This is a genomic window from Mycolicibacter heraklionensis (genome assembly GCF_019645815.1).
GTDB classification, from domain to species: Bacteria; Actinomycetota; Actinomycetes; order Mycobacteriales; family Mycobacteriaceae; genus Mycobacterium; species Mycobacterium heraklionense.
In genome coordinates this window covers 2336886-2351366 of sequence record NZ_CP080997.1, presented here as the reverse complement: position 1 = coordinate 2351366, position 14481 = coordinate 2336886, and the positions used below count along the sequence as shown (strand labels likewise).

The window sequence follows — 14481 nt, the reverse complement described above, 5'->3', positions numbered from 1 at the left end:
CAGGCTAACAATCGTCATTCCGACAACGTCGCCCGGTAGGCGTCGGCAGTCAGCAGGCCCGACAGACTCTGGTCCAGAGCTGCCGAATCCGCGTTCGCCACCTGAAGTTCCAGCAGCCAGCCGGCGCCGTAGGGCTCGGAGTTCACCAATTGCGGGTTCGCGTCCAGGTCGGCGTTGACCGCGCTCACCGACGCGGTGATGGGCGCGTAGAGGTCGGAGACCGATTTGGTCGACTCCACCTCACCGAATGCCTCTCCCGCGGTGACTCCGGTGCCCGCTGCGGGCAGTTGCACGAACACCACGTCACCCAAGGCCGCCTGCGCGAAGTCGGTGATACCCACCCGGACGGTGTCGGGGCCCGTGCGGCGAACCCACTCGTGCTCGGCGGTGTAGTACAGGTCGGACGGAACTAAACTTTCCGAGCTCACGGTGATCGTGCTCCTTGCGCTGTCGGGCTCACTTGACTGGCTGAGCGTATTGGCGCGGTTTCGGTTGTCGCAACACGGTCACCTCCACGCGGTCGGCTTGCTGCACTCCCATGGCGCCGCCAAGCCGTTTGACGCTGTCGACCGCCCCGCCGGGAATGTTCATCGCGGCAGCCAGAGTCGGCGGATCGCCAATCGCCAGAACCGAATACGGCGGCGTCAGAGCCGTGCCATCGAACTCCAGCGCGCCGGGTGCGCCAGCAACCCACGAATCCACCCCGATGCGCACCGCCTTGGTGCCGTCGCGCACTTCCATCGCCTCGGCACCGGCCGCCCGCAGCTCGTTGATCACGTCGAGCATCGTCTCGGGTGCGACACCGCGGGCCGGATCGTCGACGGTGATCACGACGCCGGGCCCGACCGCGCCCACCGTGCCGACCATGATCGCCAGGGCGGCGAGCCGCGCTTGGGCGTTCTCGATAGCGGCCTGGTCACTGCTGCCGGACTCCTGCAGGGCGTTGAGCGTCTGCTGCAGTTCGGCGATTTCGGTGTTGAGGGTGGCCTCGCGTTGACGCAGCGAGTCCAGCAGCACCAGCAGGTCGGCGGGCCGGGCCGTCTCCAGCGCGTCCTGGGAGTCGTTCTGGCGGACCTGCGTGACGATCGCCACGCCCAACAGCAGGCACAGCAGCATCCCCAGCACGCTGAACAGTGGGCCGGAGCGGCCGCGCGGCGGCGCCACACCGTCGTGCGGGGTCGGCTGCGGCAGCTCGTGCCGGCCGTGCGACGCCGGGTCCGTGCTACTCATGCGTGTCAGGCCCCGAAAAGCCGTCGCCGCAGCGCTGCCGCATTACCGAAGATGCGGATGCCCAGCACCACGATGATCGCGGTCGACAACTGAGTTCCGACCCCCAACTGATCGCCGAGGTAGACGATCAGCGCGGCGACCAGAACGTTGAACACGAACGACACGACGAACACCTTGGCGTCGAAGATCCGCTCCAGGTAGGCGCGCAGGCCGCCGAACACGGCGTCCAGCGCCGCGACCACGGCGATCGGCAGATAGGGCTGAACCACCTCCGGCACGCTGGGATGAAAGACCAGCCCCAGCACGATGCCGGCGATCAGCGCGGCGATACCGATCATTGCGAAATCACTCCAGCCTCCCGAACCGGACCCGTGCGGGCCACCACCGTGACACCGCGCCCCGCAGCGCAAGCTTGCGTCACGATGCCCCTATCTGTTTGGCAAACCGGACATCTCGCACCGATCCGGCCGGCAGCGTGATGTCGGCCGAGCCGCGGCCGTCGACCCGCACCACCACCCCGTACGAGGCCTCCAACAGCCGCAGCCGGTAGAGCCCCGGGCTGCGGTCGAAGGCATCGCGCAGTTCGCGTGGCGGTCCGATGGCTTGCAGCGTGTAGGGACTGCTGATCGGCTTGTTGTCGACCAGGATGGCTCCGCCGGCCTGGCGGATCGTGACGTTGGGGCCGATGCGGACATCTCCGACGGCGATCGCCTCGGCCCCGCTGGCCCACAGCGAGTTGACGACCAGCTGCAGGTCGCGGTCCAAGATGATCTGCTGACTGCCCGACACCCGTTGTTTGGACGCGTCGGAGAGGTTTCGCCCGACGCCGGGGTCGGTCACGGTGACGACCACCCCCGGACCGGCCACCCGGGTGCTGGCGGCCTCCAGACTGAGCGCGTCCAGACCGGCCAGCACCCGCTGGCCCTCGGCGTCGTCGGCCAGCCGGTGCCGGCGCAGCTCGTCGACGCGGTTGGAGTACGTGTCACGCTTGTCGGCCAGCCTGCCGGTGACGGCCTCGGCCGCCCGAACGTTCGTCGCCAGCACCTGTTGCGCGTCGCGCACCCCGGGCGCCACCGACCGCGCCTGCGCAACAGCCACCGCGAACACCGTCGCCACCAGCAGCGCCGCCACCGCCTCCCATGCCCACCCCGCGATCCGCGCGGTGGCGGCGGGCGGCGTGCTACAGCGTGCCCGCCTGGCTGCGGCCGCGGCATAACCGGGGTCGAGATGTTCGGACAACAAAGAGCGCAGCAGGGAGGGCACCGCGAATTTCCGCGGCCGGCCGGCCTGGTGGGCGCCGGCACCCTGGGAGTCGTATCCGCTGAGCGCGAAGAACGGTTCAGCCACCGGCAACCTTCGGCATGGTGCGGACCACCATGGTCACCTGAATCAGGTACAGCACGAACGCCCACAGGTACATACCCAGACCCCAGATCAGGAAGCCCCATCCGGCCGACAACACCACCCGGCTGACCAGCGTGTCCCACTGTCCCAGCAGGATCAGCGGAAACGCCGACATCAGCGCGAAGGTGCCCGCCTTGCCGATGTAGGTCACCGGCAGCGCGACCAGTCCCCGGCTACGCAGCGCCGGCAGCGTCGCGGCCAGCAGCAGGTCCCGCGCCAGGAGTGTTCCGATAATCGCCCAGGGCACCAGTCCGCGCACCCCGAAGGAGACCGGAATGGCGATCATGTAGAGCCGGTCGATCGCGGGGTCGAGCAGGGCGCCCAACGCCGAGGACTGATTGAGCAGCCGGGCCAGTTTGCCGTCGGCCCAGTCCGAGGCGCCGCTGAGCATCAGCGTCGCCACCGCCGGGCCGTCCGCCCGCGCGACCAGCAGTAGGTACAGAAAGACGCCGATCAGGCCGAGACGGGCCAGGCTGATGACGTTGGGCACCGTGAGCACCCGGTCTTGGACTTGCTCGGAGCCAGACCCGGCAGGCATAGCGACCCCCTAGCGGAAGATCCCGGGCAGGCTCAGCGCGTCCATACTGTCGTCGCTCAGCGGGTTGTCCCGGACCATGTAGGTCCAGGTCGAGGTGGGCCGGGCCAGCTTCGACAGGTCGATGCCGGGCTCGGACTCGATCGAGTCCGAGGTCTCCAGCGTCTGCTGGGACGCCTCGATGGCGTCGGCGGCCAGCGAGGCGAACGCGTCCAGTGCCAACCGGTGGAACTCATCGAGCGGGTTCTGCCGGCCCAGGGCACGCAGGTGGATGCTCTCCCGGATGTCGGCCAAGTACGCCAGGTGGTCGGCCCATCCGCGATCGAGGTGGTAGAGCATGATCAGCCGGCAGATCTTCTCCAGCTTGGCTTCCCCGTCTTCCCCGTTCTGCCCCAGCTGGTCCTTCAACTCGGCATAACGCTTCGGGGTGAGCTCGGCCAGCTCCTCGCGAGCCGCCGGGGTGGACAGCAGCGTGTTGCGCCGCTCCACGATGATGGCGCGCTGCTGGGCGATCAGCTGGTTGTACCGCCAGGTGTTGGCATGGATGTCGAGCAGCTTGCCCTCGGCGATGCGCTGCGCGTGGTCGAGCATCCCGGAGGCCTTCGGACTCAGAATCCGGCCGTCGTCGTCGGTCTCGGTCGGCAACTTGTTGGCTTCCAGGTTCGTCGCGGCAACTTCGTCCTCCCAGCTGGAGAAGAACACCGACGATCCCGGGTCACCCTGACGGCCGGCCCGGCCCCGCAACTGGTTGTCGAGGCGCTGGGTGTGCTGGCGGCCGGTGCCGATCACGTGCAGCCCGCCCAGTTCGACCACCTGATCATGGTCGGCCGCTTGGTTCTCCGAGGATCCGCCGAGCCGGATGTCGGTGCCGCGGCCGGCCATCTGGGTGGAGACGGTGACCACCCCGAGCTTGCCGGCCTCGGCGATCACCGTGGCCTCTTCGGCGTCATTCTTGGCGTTGAGGACCACCGCCGGCACACCGCGCTTGCGCAGCCGCTCGTGCAGTTCCTCGGACTCGGCGACGTCGTGGGTTCCGACCAGCACCGGCTGTCCGGTGGCATGGACCTCGACGATGTGGGCGACGATGGCGTCATTCTTGGCCGCGGCGGTGATGTAGACCCGGTCCGCCTCGTCTTCGCGGATGTTGGGCATGTTCGGCGGGATCGGCGAGACCCCCAGCTGGTAGAACTGGCGCAGCTGCTCACCGGCAGCCAACGCCGTACCGGTCATGCCGCACACGGTCGGGTACCGGTTGACCAGCGCCTGCACCGTGATGGTGTCGAGCACCTCGCCGGTCTCGGTCGTCTCGATACCCTCTTTGGCCTCCACCGCGGCCTGCAGGCCGTCCGGCCAGCGCTGCAGGGCGGCGATCCGGCCACGCGAGGCGTTGATCAACTGCACCTTGCCGTCGCGGACGATGTAGTGCACGTCGCGCTGCAACAGCACGTGGGCGTGCAGGGCGACGTTGACCTCGGTCAGGGTGGAGACCACATGCTCCTCGGAGTACAGGTCGATGCCGCCGAGCGCCTTCTCGACCTTGCGCGCGCCCACCTCGGTGAGGTGGATGTTGCGCCGGTCCTCGTCGGAGTCGTAGTCCACTCCGGGTTTGAGCCGTCCGACCAGCTCGACGATCTCCATCCGCGGCGTCTCCCGGTGGGTGGTGCCGGCCAGCACCAGCGGCACCAGCGCTTCGTCGACCAACACCGAGTCGGCCTCGTCGATCAGCGCCACGTCGGGGTTGGGCGAGACCAGATCCTCGACATCGGTGACCAGCTGATCACGCAGCACATCGAAACCGATCTCGTTGATCGAGGCGTAGGTGACATCGCACTGGTAGGCGGCGCGGCGCTCGGCCGCCGTGGAGTCTTCGGTGATCCACCCGACGGTGACCCCGAGCGCGGTCAACAGTGGACCCATCCACTCGGCGTCGCGGCGGGCCAGGTAGTCGTTGATGGTGACCACGTGCACGTGCCGGCCGCCGATGGCGTACCCGGCGGCGGCGATCGCCCCGGACAGCGTCTTGCCTTCGCCGGTGGCCATCTCGACCACATCCCCGGCCAGCATCCGCAACGCGCCCTGCAACTGAACATCGAACGGACGCATCCCGATGCTGCGTTCGGCGGCCTCCCGGGCGATCGCCAAGAACTGCGGGATGTCCGACGAATCGGCCAGCTCCTTCAGTTTGAGCAGTTGCGCGGCTTTGCGCAGCTGCTCGTCGTCGAGCCCCGCGGCCTTCTTGGCGTACTCGCCGGCCGCCGTGACCTCGGCCATCGAACGACTCTGGTTCTTCTCGGTGCTGGCGCCCAGCAGTTTCCAGAATTTCCCGCTGAGCCGACCCGACTTGGTTCGCGTTCCGGAGACAGTCTTGGAGGTGTTAGCCACAGCACAACGGTACGCGGTGGCCAGCGCTTGCAAGCCGGGGGCACCGTCGCGTCGGCGGGTCGTCGCGGCAATGCTTATCCGGCGCGACACCGCACTGCTGCGGTAGGTTTCGCACGGGATTTCTCGATTCGGAGACCGGCCGCGATGCGAGTGCGGCGATACGGACGGCAAGGAGACATCGGCAGTGGACTCGAAGCTGTTCAATCCATCCATCGACTGGGCGCATGCGCTGCCCGATTCGCTGGTGTGGATCGTGCTGGCCTGGACCATCAGCGCCGTCAGCGTGCTGGCGGTGGCGGCCCTGCTGCGGGTCAGCACCCGGTGGGGACGCCAGTTCTGGGAGATCAGCGGTGCCTACTTCAGCGGGCGTGACAGCCTCCGGGTCTGGCTCATGTTGGGCGTGCTGCTGCTGTCGGTGATCACCGCGGTCCGGCTCAACGTGCTGTTCAGCTTCCAGGGCAACGACATGTATTCGTCGCTGCAGACCGCCTTCCAGGGCGCCGCCGGTGGCGACGAGGCCGTCAAACAGTCCGGTGTGCACGGGTTTTGGGTGTCGATCGGCATCTTCAGCCTGATGGCGGTGCTGCATGTGGCACGGGTGATGCTCGACATCTACCTGACCCAGCACTTCATGGTGAACTGGCGTATCTGGCTCACCGAACGGCTTACCGGGGACTGGTTGGACGGGCGGGCCTACTACCGGGCCCGCTTCGTCAAGACGCCACTGGACCCCGCCGTGGGTGAGGCCGTCGAAGGCGCGATCGACAACCCCGACCAGCGCATTCAGCAGGACATCGACATCTTCACCGCGGGCAACGGCGCCAACGCCAACGCACCGGCCAACGGCACCGGCAGCACGCTGCTGTTCGGCGCAGTGCAGTCCATGGTCACGGTTGTGTCGTTCACCGCCATCCTGTGGAACCTGTCGGGCACCCTCACCGTCTTCGGTTTCGACATCCCCCGGGCGATGTTCCTGATCGTCCTGCTCTACGTGGCCATCGCGACCATCGTCGCGTTCTGGATCGGCCGGCCCCTGATCCGGCTGAGCTTCCGCAACGAGCTCACCAATGCCGCCTTCCGGTATGCGCTGGTCCGGGTACGCGACGCCGCCGAATCCGTGGCGTTCTACCGGGGCGAGATCGCCGAGCGGCTCCAGCTGCGGACGCGGTTCAACGAGATCATCGCCAACTACCTGAAATTCGTGAACCGGACCATCGGGTTCGCGGGCTGGAACCTGTCGGTGAGCCAGGCGATCGTCCCGTTGCCCTGGGTGATCCAGGCGCCACGGCTGTTCTCCGGGCAGATCATGTTCGGTGGGGTGGCGCAGACCGCGACGGCTTTCGGCAATATCTCCGATTCGCTGTCCTTCTTCCGCAACGCCTACGACAACTTCGCCGGCTACCGTGCCTCGATCATTCGTCTGCACGGGCTGGTGGAGGCCAACCGCGAGGCCCGCGAACTGCCCGAGATGCTGGTCAAGCCCAGCGCCGACGACACCGTTGCCCTTGAAGGCGTCGAGGTGCGCAACCCCGAGGGTGTCCCGCTGATCGAGGCGCTCGATCTGCACCTGGGAGTCGGTGACGCGCTGATGATCGCCGGGCCGTCCGGCAGCGGAAAGACGACCCTGTTGCGCAGCCTGGCCCAGCTGTGGCCGTACGCGTCGGGCACCCTGCGACGTCCCGACGCCGACAACGAAACGATGTTCATCTCACAGCTGCCCTACATCCCGCTGGGCGACCTGCGGACCGTGGTGGCCTATCCGCTGGCTCCGCAGGAGATCTCCGACATCGCGTTGGTCGATGCGCTGGGCAAGGTCCTGCTTCCCCATCTGATCGACCAGCTCGACACCGTCGAGGACTGGGCCAAGGTGCTCTCTCCCGGTGAGCAGCAGCGGGTGGCGTTCGCCCGAATTCTGTTGACCCGGCCCAAGGCGGTGTTCCTCGACGAGTCGACGTCGGCGCTCGACGAGGGGTTGGAGCTGACGCTGTACCAGCTGCTGCGCACCGAACTGCCCGACACCATCCTGGTCAGCGTGAGTCACCGGCACACCGTTCGCCAGCACCACAAGCACGTGCTGGAGCTGCTCGGCCAGGGCCGTTGGGATCTCTCGGCGGTCTAGGCCCACCCCCACCCAGCCGAGCTGGGGGCACCTCCCGCTCGCGGGGGAGCGTGTCCCCGGCCGACACGCCGTGGCGCACACCGGGTTTACGCACCCTCACGCCAGAGTGGCGCGCTCCGCGGCGTGCGCGCCGGCCCGGCGGCCGAAGAACGAGCCCTCCCCCAATTGGGTCCCGCTGGCGTAGCCCTTGCCGTCCTGAGCGATGTTGGCCGCGCAGGCCCCGGCGGCGTAGAGCCCGGGTATCGGCTGTCCGTCACCGCGCAACACTTCGCCGTCCACCGACGTCGCCAGCCCGCCGATGGTGAAACCGGCGTACATCGCCTTGCCCAGCGACAGGTCGAACGCGCCCCACGGTCCGGTGTCCTGCGGGGCCAGGAACGGCGGCTGCTTGTGAAAGTCCGGGTCCTCCCCGCGCGCCGCGTAAGTGTTGTAACGGTCCAGGGTCGCCACCAGGTTTCCTTCCGGAATACCCAGGGCTGCTTCCATTTCCGGTACCGTCTCCCATCCGTCGATCAACGGCACCAAGGGCACATGCGGCTTGCGCATGTGCGCCTCGTCGACGATCAGGAACGCCGCACTGTCGGGCTGGTCCATAACGAACCCCGAGGTGCGTGAGTGGTAGGAGTCCTCGGCGACAAAGCGCTTGCCCTCTTTGTTGACGATGATCCCGGTGAGCAGGATCGAGGGCGGGTAGACGGGCGCGGTGATGAATATCTGGTCCATGTGCTTGGTGGCGCCGCCCACCGACATTCCCATCCGGATGCCCAGTCCGTCGTCGTAGGTGTTGCCCAGCACGAACGGCTTCTCCGCCAGCTTCGGCGTGTACTGGGCGACCATCTCCGGGTTCATCACGAAACCACCGGCGGCAATCACCACCGACTTCGCTTTGATGACACCGCTTGCGGTGAAGTGCTTCCAGGTGACACCCACGACGGCGCCGGAGGCGTCGGTGACCAGACCGGTGGCACCGGTCTCGTAGCGGATCGTCACACCGAGGCTGTCGGCCCGCTTGAGCAGCAGGTCGATCGCCATCTTGGCGCCCTGGGTGTCACCGGGCACCGGAACCTTGTGCCCACGCGGCGCCGGAACGGCCTGGTTCAGAAACGGCCACACCTTCTCGTTACCGGTGAACATCAGCCCCTCGGTGTTGGGCTGGATCACGGCCTTCTCCGGGTAGTAACTGCGCTCGAACGCAATTCCGAGGTCTTCAAGCCAGTTGAAGTGCTCGACGCTGCCGTCGCAATAGGCCCGGATCTTGTCGTGCTCGGGTTCGCGCGACACCGCGACGAGGTACTTGTACATCTCGTCGGCAGAGTCGGGATGCCCGGTCGCCTGCTGGACCGCGGTGCCGCCGCCGAGGTAGAAGTGGCCGCCCGCCATGGCGGTGGTGCCGCCGGCCTCGGCGGCCCGCTCCAGTACCAGTACCTGGGCCCCGGCTGCCGCCGCGGTGACGGCCGCGCAGCCGCCGCCGATGCCGAAGCCGATCACCACGACGTCGAACTCGTCGGACCACTCCGAAACCGTTTCGGCACTGGTGGTTTCCGGGATCTGGGTGCTCATTGCCGCCACTCCTCCTCGTCGCCGGCGCTACTCCTGGGCGCCGCTGCGGTGCTCACCGCTGCTCCTGTTTGATGTAGTCGAAGACCGACCGGATCTCGGCTGGGATGTAAGCGATCTCCAGGTAGGGGATGCCGGCGTCCGGCGCTGAGACGTACGCGAAATGCATGCCTCCGGGCATCACGCCCCGGGCAACCACCTGGGCGCCCCGCTCGGCGGCGTCGTTCAGCATAACCTCGAAGTTTTCGGGGTCCTGGGCCTCGATGCAGACATGGTGCAGGCCCGGCCCGCGGGAACGGAGAAAGTCTTCGTAGAGGCTGCGCCCGCGCACCGGTGCGATCAGCTCCAACTGCATGTCTCCGACATAGCTCAGGGCGATGTCCGCGACGAAATCCGCCGGCTCGCCCAGGTAGCTGCAGGTGTCCGGGGCGAAGTGCACCCCCGGCATACGGACCCATTTCCGCACACCCAGCAACGCGGTCAGGGTCGATTCGGTGGCGTCGAGATCTCCTGTGACCCAGGCGATCTGGATGGGTGGGCGGGGTGTCGGGGTCATGGCAGCGGGTTCGGCACGCCGACGTCTTCGCGGACCTGTTGGGAGATCGCTGGCCACGAGACCGCGGCGGGGAATTCGCCCCAGACACTGTTGAACAGCCCGACGATCCGGGCCGGGCCGGAGTCGCGCGTGACATACACCGGACCGCCGGAGTCACCCTGCTGACTGCGAACACTGCGCGTCATGGTGAACCAACCGTTGTTGACCCGTTCGACGGTGCCGCAGGTCTCTCCGGTGACAATGCCGAAGTGGCAGACCGGTTCACCGGGGTTCAGGACGTGGTCCGGGCCGGCCTGCAGCTGCAGACCACCCGGCAGAACGTCGTTGACGTCGACATCGTCGGCCAGCACGATCGACTCGTAGTCGGCAATCACCTGGTCGGTATTGACCGTCGAACCATTGGGTGTGTTGTCGCGAAAGGTCGCCAACCTGCCGATGACCGCCCCGCCCCGGTCGGTGACGGTACCGCTCCCCCGGCAATGCCCGGCGGTGAAGGCCACCCGCAGCACCGGATCGACGTAGCCGAGAGTGCAGACGTGGGTGTCCTGGCGGATCTCCATCCCTGGGAACACCAGCACCCGATCGGCTCGGGCCGGAGATACCGCCGGGCCGGCAACCGTCGCACCGACCCCCAGCAGCACCGCCAGCACCCGCGCAACGAGCCTGGGCAACCGTCGACTCCTATCGTTGAGGGCCGGTTTCGGTCCGGCCCGACCACGCCACCGCGGCACAGCGCGGCGGCCCGGCCCCATGGGATCCGGGCCGCCGCGTCGGCGTTGCGCGGCGATCAGGGGATCGTCAGCTCCTGACCGGGGTGGATCAGGTCAGGGTTGGCGATACCGCTGGCCTCCGCGATCTGCGGGTACTTGTTGCCGTCGCCGTAGAACCGCTCGGCGATGGCGAACAGGGTGTCACCGGCGACCACGGTGTACGTGCGCGCCGCAGGTGCTGCTGCCTCCTCCACGGGAGCCTCTTCAGCCTTGGGCTCCTCGGGCGGCGGGGCGTCGGTCTCGGTCTTGGTGGACCAGGCCGCACCGTCGGCGGCGTACAGCACCAGGTTGCGGTCGTCCTGCAGAACCAGCTTGACGTCCTTCTTGCCCTTGGTGTCGGTGTGCCAAATCGGCTTGTCGGCGGTGTACAGCACGAAGTTGCCGTCCGCCTGCACCTCGGCACGCACCACGTCGTTGCCGTTGGTGCCCGACGCCCAGATGGCTTTGCCCCGCGCCGCCAACACCAGGTTGCCGTCCTCCTGCAACGTCAGGGTGTAAGCCCCGTTGTTGGAGGTCAGCGACTCGCCCTTGACGAGCTTCTTTCCTGCAGTGAGCGTGTCTCCCAAGCTCTGTGCCACGTTGTCCCCTTCTTATCGGCACGCCGCGACCTTGACTCGTCGGGCGTTGTCGCTCGGATGCGACGCTAGTCAGCCTAGGCGAACACCCGCCGGTGCGCCCTCATTACGTCAGGGCAATCTCGGCGCCGAGGCGGCGGCCGTTTCCGCGGCGACGGGCTGCCAGCCGGGCGGCCCGAAGAGGTAACCCAGCCGATCGCGCCACCGGGTCGCGCTGCGCACATCGGCGATGATCGAGGCGTACTCGTGGAATTGCAGGGTCACGATGTTGAACGTGTCGACGGGCTTGGTCAGCCCGTAGTGCGGGCGAAACCGTTCGGGAGCGAAGGTGCCGAACATCCGGTCCCAGATGATGAGGATTCCGCCGTAGTTGCGGTCCAGGTACTCCGGGTCCATGCCGTGATGCACCCGGTGGTGCGACGGGGTGTTGAAGACGAACTCCACTGCCCGCGGCAGCTTGTCGATCCGTTCGGTGTGCACCCAGAACTGGTAGACCAGGCTCACCGAGAAGCTGGCGAACACCATCCACGGCGGAATACCCAACAGCGGCAACGGAATCCACATCAAGATCTCGCCGCTGTTGTTCCACTTCTGACGTAGCGCGGTGGCGAAGTTGAAGTAGCGGCTGGAGTGGTGCGCCTGATGCGTCGCCCAGATCAACCGGACCCGATGGGCGATGCGGTGGTAGCTGTAGTAGAGCAGGTCCACACCGACGAGTGCGATAACCCAGGTGTACCAGCGCGTGGGCGACAGATGCCACGGCGCCAGATAGGTGTAGATCGCCGCGTAGCCGAGCAGCGCGATGAATTTCCACCCGGCGGTAGTGGCCATGGACACCAGGCCCATCGAGATGCTCGCCCAGGCGTCCCGGGTTCGATAGGCACCGGCGGGCGCCCGCTCCGCTTCGGACTGTTCGAGCTTGCGTGCGGCGAACCATTCCAGACTCAGCAGCAGGAGGAAAAAAGGCACGGCGAATATAACCGGGTCCCGCATCGGCCCCGGCAGCACCGACCACACGCCCGCGATCGCGTCCACCGTCTCCTACCTCCGCAACATCAGCCTAGACACCGCGACGGCCACCAATCAGTCCGGCGACAACGATGACTGATCCTCGGCGTGCCACTGCACCGCGTAGACACCGGGCTGCAGGGACAGTTCGGCGACCAGGCGCTCCAGCCGGTCCGGCGCCCGGCTGTCCGACAGCATGGACGCGGTGAGCGCGATGTTGTCCTCGCCGGCACGAACGGTGTGAATCCCCCGCAGAATCAGGTCGTTGCTGGCGGTGTGTTGCACGATCTGGGCGCGCAGGTACTTCTCGGACTTCGGCCGGCAGATCACCTGCACCTCATACGGCGACTGCGGTTCGTCCTCCTCCACGTGCTGATCACGGTCGATGAGCCGTCCCAGCGGCCGCAACAACAAGTGGGTACCGACGATCGCACCGGTGCCGATCAGCGCGAACACCAGGTCGCCCGCCGCGGCCAGTACACCCACGGCGGCCGAACACCACAGGGTCGCCGCGGTATTGAGCCCGCGGACGTTGAACCCCTCGCGCAGGATCACCCCGCCGCCGAGGAAGCCGACCCCGGACACCACGTACGACGCGACGCGGGTGGAGCTGGGTTCCACGGCGACGGCGTACAGCACAAACAGCGTCGCACCGGCAGCGACCAGCGCGTTGGTACGCAGCCCCGCCATCCGCGCACGCCACTGTCTCTCCAGCCCGATCAGTGCACCGCAGCCCAGCCCGACAGCCAGTCGCAACGTGAACTCGGCGACGCTCAGCGTCTGCATGACGTCAACGATGACACACCGCTAGCCCGCGACCACCGGCCGAGCCATCACCGTGGGCTTGAAGCCGTACCGTGGAGCGGCGAAACCGTAGTTGCGGCCCTGACCGGCGCCGGCCAGCGGCACACCGGGCATCCCGGCGGCGCCGGGCTCCGGTGCATGCGCGGCGACCGTCCAACCGGTGGCCGCGACCGAGGTCCCCGGAGCCGCGGTCGTCGGAACCGCGGCGGCCCACGACTGCGGCACCGACAGTCCCCCCACTGCTGCTGCGTGGCCCATGCTCGCCGAGGCCGCACCGATGCCGGCGTTGGGCAGCCCGGCACCCAGCGCCCCCAGGCCGCCGGGTCCGAGCATCCCGGGAAGCAGCATGTCCATCGGGTCGACTGCTCCCAGGCCCAGCGGGTCGGCGGCAGCCAGGGCGGCACCGCGGATGACGGCGATGTCCGCTCCGGCCTGCGTGATTCCGGCCAGGCCCATCGGGCTGAACGAGCTGCTCATCAGGTTGGTCATCGCGTTGCCCAGATCCCCGGCACTGATCACTTCGCCGCCTGTCGTCGGCGCGTCCACCGGCGTTGCGAGGGCTTGCAGCGCCTGCGGTGTGTTCGTCATCGCCTGCGACAGGGCGGATTGGGCATTGGATGCAGCCGCTGTGCCGGCGGCCTGGGAGGTCGCACCCTGCTGTGCGGCCTGCCCCGCGGGGTCGGCAACCTCGTGCGGCGCGCTGAACGGCGTGACCTTGGTGGCCGCCGCCGACGCTGCCGCGTAGCCGTACATCGCGGCGGCGTCCTGAGCCCACATCTGGCCGTAGTGCGCCTCGGTGGCCGCGATCGCCGCAGCGTTCTGACCGAGGAAGTTGGTCGCGACGAGCGCTGCGAGCTGGGACCGGTTGGCGACGATCAGCGGCGGCGCCACCGTCATCGCGTATGCCGCGTCGAACGCGGCGGCCGCCGCCTTGGCCTGGATAGCGGCCTGCTCTACCTGGGCGGCGGTAGTGCCCATCCACACCATGTAGGGCGTGGCCGCGGCAGCCATCGCGTTGGAGGCCGGTCCCATCCAGCCTTCACTGACGAGTCCGTTGATGACGCCCTGGTAGGCGAACTCGGCCGCGCTGAGCTCGGCGGCCATCTTGTCCCATGCCGCCGCGGCGGCCATCATCGGTCCCGAACCGGGGCCGGTGTAGATACGTGCTGAGTTGATTTCCGGCGGAAACGCTCCGAAGTCCATGGCATTGCTCCTTTTTGGTGGTTTTTCGGCCACGAATGGCTGGTCTAGGGGGATGTGCAGGCAGGGTCGATGCCCGATATGTGTTGCGGCCGTGCTCCGGACGGCAGGAGAAATCGGGACAGCGGTCATAGCGACATACCGGAGCCGGTCATACCAAGTCGATTGCTTGCTCGACGAGAAGGACGAGCTACCAATCGATTTCAGGGCATGCCGAAGCCTGGCGCCTTCCGCTGCGGGAGGGAACGCCAGTCGACGAGTTCAGCGCCGGTGCGAATCAGATGGTGAAAGCAGCACCGAGATCGAAGGAGACGAACATCGATCTCGGATAGGAACTATCA

At 67.5% G+C, this 14481-nt stretch carries 14 protein-coding genes; 1 reads left to right on the top strand and 13 read right to left on the bottom strand.

The genetic code is table 11. From position 1 onward, the window contains the following. Window positions 1–14: 14 nt before the first annotated feature. The 6 genes from gcvH to secA2 all read right to left on the bottom strand — a co-directional run bounded on the left by gcvH (window position 15) and on the right by secA2 (window position 5551). Window positions 15–428, bottom strand: a complete 414-nt coding sequence (gene gcvH, locus K3U94_RS10995) for a glycine cleavage system protein GcvH (protein WP_047321560.1) — start codon at window positions 426–428, stop codon at window positions 15–17. A gap of 28 nt (window positions 429–456) precedes the next feature. Beyond that, the gene (locus tag K3U94_RS10990; protein ID WP_220696489.1) at window positions 457–1230 is read right to left on the bottom strand and encodes a DUF881 domain-containing protein; all 774 of its coding nucleotides are present in this window, start codon (window positions 1228–1230) and stop codon (window positions 457–459) included. Between the two features lie 5 nt (window positions 1231–1235). Continuing rightward, on the bottom strand, window positions 1236–1568 hold the full coding sequence (locus tag K3U94_RS10985; protein WP_013828851.1) for a small basic family protein: 333 nt from the start codon (window positions 1566–1568) through the stop codon (window positions 1236–1238). Between the two features lie 79 nt (window positions 1569–1647). Further along, window positions 1648–2577, bottom strand: a complete 930-nt coding sequence (locus K3U94_RS10980; protein ID WP_220696488.1) for a DUF881 domain-containing protein — start codon at window positions 2575–2577, stop codon at window positions 1648–1650. Further along, window positions 2570–3172, bottom strand: a complete 603-nt coding sequence (locus K3U94_RS10975) for a CDP-alcohol phosphatidyltransferase family protein (RefSeq protein ID WP_047321557.1) — start codon at window positions 3170–3172, stop codon at window positions 2570–2572. The genes K3U94_RS10980 and K3U94_RS10975 overlap by 8 nt, the downstream gene beginning before the upstream one ends. 9 nt (window positions 3173–3181) lie before the next feature. Next, a complete protein-coding gene (gene secA2 / locus K3U94_RS10970; protein WP_220696487.1) occupies window positions 3182–5551 on the bottom strand; it encodes an accessory Sec system translocase SecA2 in 2370 nt (789 codons plus the stop codon). A 184-nt stretch (window positions 5552–5735) separates the two neighbouring features. Here secA2 and K3U94_RS10965 point away from each other — a divergent pair, with 184 nt between their 5' ends. Next, window positions 5736–7670: an ABC transporter ATP-binding protein/permease gene (locus tag K3U94_RS10965; RefSeq protein ID WP_220696486.1), complete on the top strand. Its 1935-nt coding sequence runs from the start codon at window positions 5736–5738 to the stop codon at window positions 7668–7670. Window positions 7671–7766: 96 nt separating this feature from the next. Here the strand turns inward: K3U94_RS10965 and K3U94_RS10960 are convergent, their stop codons facing one another. The 7 genes from K3U94_RS10960 to K3U94_RS10930 all read right to left on the bottom strand — a co-directional run bounded on the left by K3U94_RS10960 (window position 7767) and on the right by K3U94_RS10930 (window position 14143). Next, on the bottom strand, window positions 7767–9230 hold the full coding sequence (locus tag K3U94_RS10960; protein WP_220696485.1) for an FAD-binding protein: 1464 nt from the start codon (window positions 9228–9230) through the stop codon (window positions 7767–7769). Window positions 9231–9282: 52 nt separating this feature from the next. Beyond that, window positions 9283–9783, bottom strand: coding sequence for a VOC family protein (locus K3U94_RS10955; protein ID WP_220696484.1), 501 nt, complete (start codon window positions 9781–9783; stop codon window positions 9283–9285). Next, entirely contained in the window at window positions 9780–10454 is a 675-nt protein-coding gene (locus K3U94_RS10950; RefSeq protein WP_052957076.1) for an Rv1815 family serine proteinase, read from the bottom strand. Before K3U94_RS10950 ends, K3U94_RS10955 begins: the two co-directional genes overlap by 4 nt. A 116-nt stretch (window positions 10455–10570) precedes the next feature. Then, on the bottom strand, window positions 10571–11119 hold the full coding sequence (locus K3U94_RS10945) for a LysM peptidoglycan-binding domain-containing protein (RefSeq protein WP_109519723.1): 549 nt from the start codon (window positions 11117–11119) through the stop codon (window positions 10571–10573). 120 nt (window positions 11120–11239) lie between these two features. Beyond that, window positions 11240–12163, bottom strand: a complete 924-nt coding sequence (locus K3U94_RS10940) for a sterol desaturase family protein (protein ID WP_220696483.1) — start codon at window positions 12161–12163, stop codon at window positions 11240–11242. A 48-nt stretch (window positions 12164–12211) separates the two neighbouring features. Next, the gene (locus tag K3U94_RS10935; RefSeq protein ID WP_047321549.1) at window positions 12212–12922 is read right to left on the bottom strand and encodes an MgtC/SapB family protein; all 711 of its coding nucleotides are present in this window, start codon (window positions 12920–12922) and stop codon (window positions 12212–12214) included. Window positions 12923–12943: 21 nt separating this feature from the next. Beyond that, the gene (locus K3U94_RS10930; RefSeq protein WP_220696482.1) at window positions 12944–14143 is read right to left on the bottom strand and encodes a PPE family protein; all 1200 of its coding nucleotides are present in this window, start codon (window positions 14141–14143) and stop codon (window positions 12944–12946) included. Window positions 14144–14481 lie beyond the last annotated feature (338 nt).

Coding starts and splice junctions, on each gene's coding strand:
- K3U94_RS10960 (WP_220696485.1), bottom strand. CDS start 9,230: ATGAGCACCCAGATCCCGGAAACCACCAGTGCCGAAACGGTTTCGGAG.
- K3U94_RS10975 (WP_047321557.1), bottom strand. CDS start 3,172: ATGCCTGCCGGGTCTGGCTCCGAGCAAGTCCAAGACCGGGTGCTCACG.
- K3U94_RS10990 (WP_220696489.1), bottom strand. CDS start 1,230: ATGAGTAGCACGGACCCGGCGTCGCACGGCCGGCACGAGCTGCCGCAG.
- K3U94_RS10930 (WP_220696482.1), bottom strand. CDS start 14,143: ATGGACTTCGGAGCGTTTCCGCCGGAAATCAACTCAGCACGTATCTAC.
- K3U94_RS10955 (WP_220696484.1), bottom strand. CDS start 9,783: ATGACCCCGACACCCCGCCCACCCATCCAGATCGCCTGGGTCACAGGA.
- K3U94_RS10985 (WP_013828851.1), bottom strand. CDS start 1,568: ATGATCGGTATCGCCGCGCTGATCGCCGGCATCGTGCTGGGGCTGGTC.
- K3U94_RS10935 (WP_047321549.1), bottom strand. CDS start 12,922: ATGCAGACGCTGAGCGTCGCCGAGTTCACGTTGCGACTGGCTGTCGGG.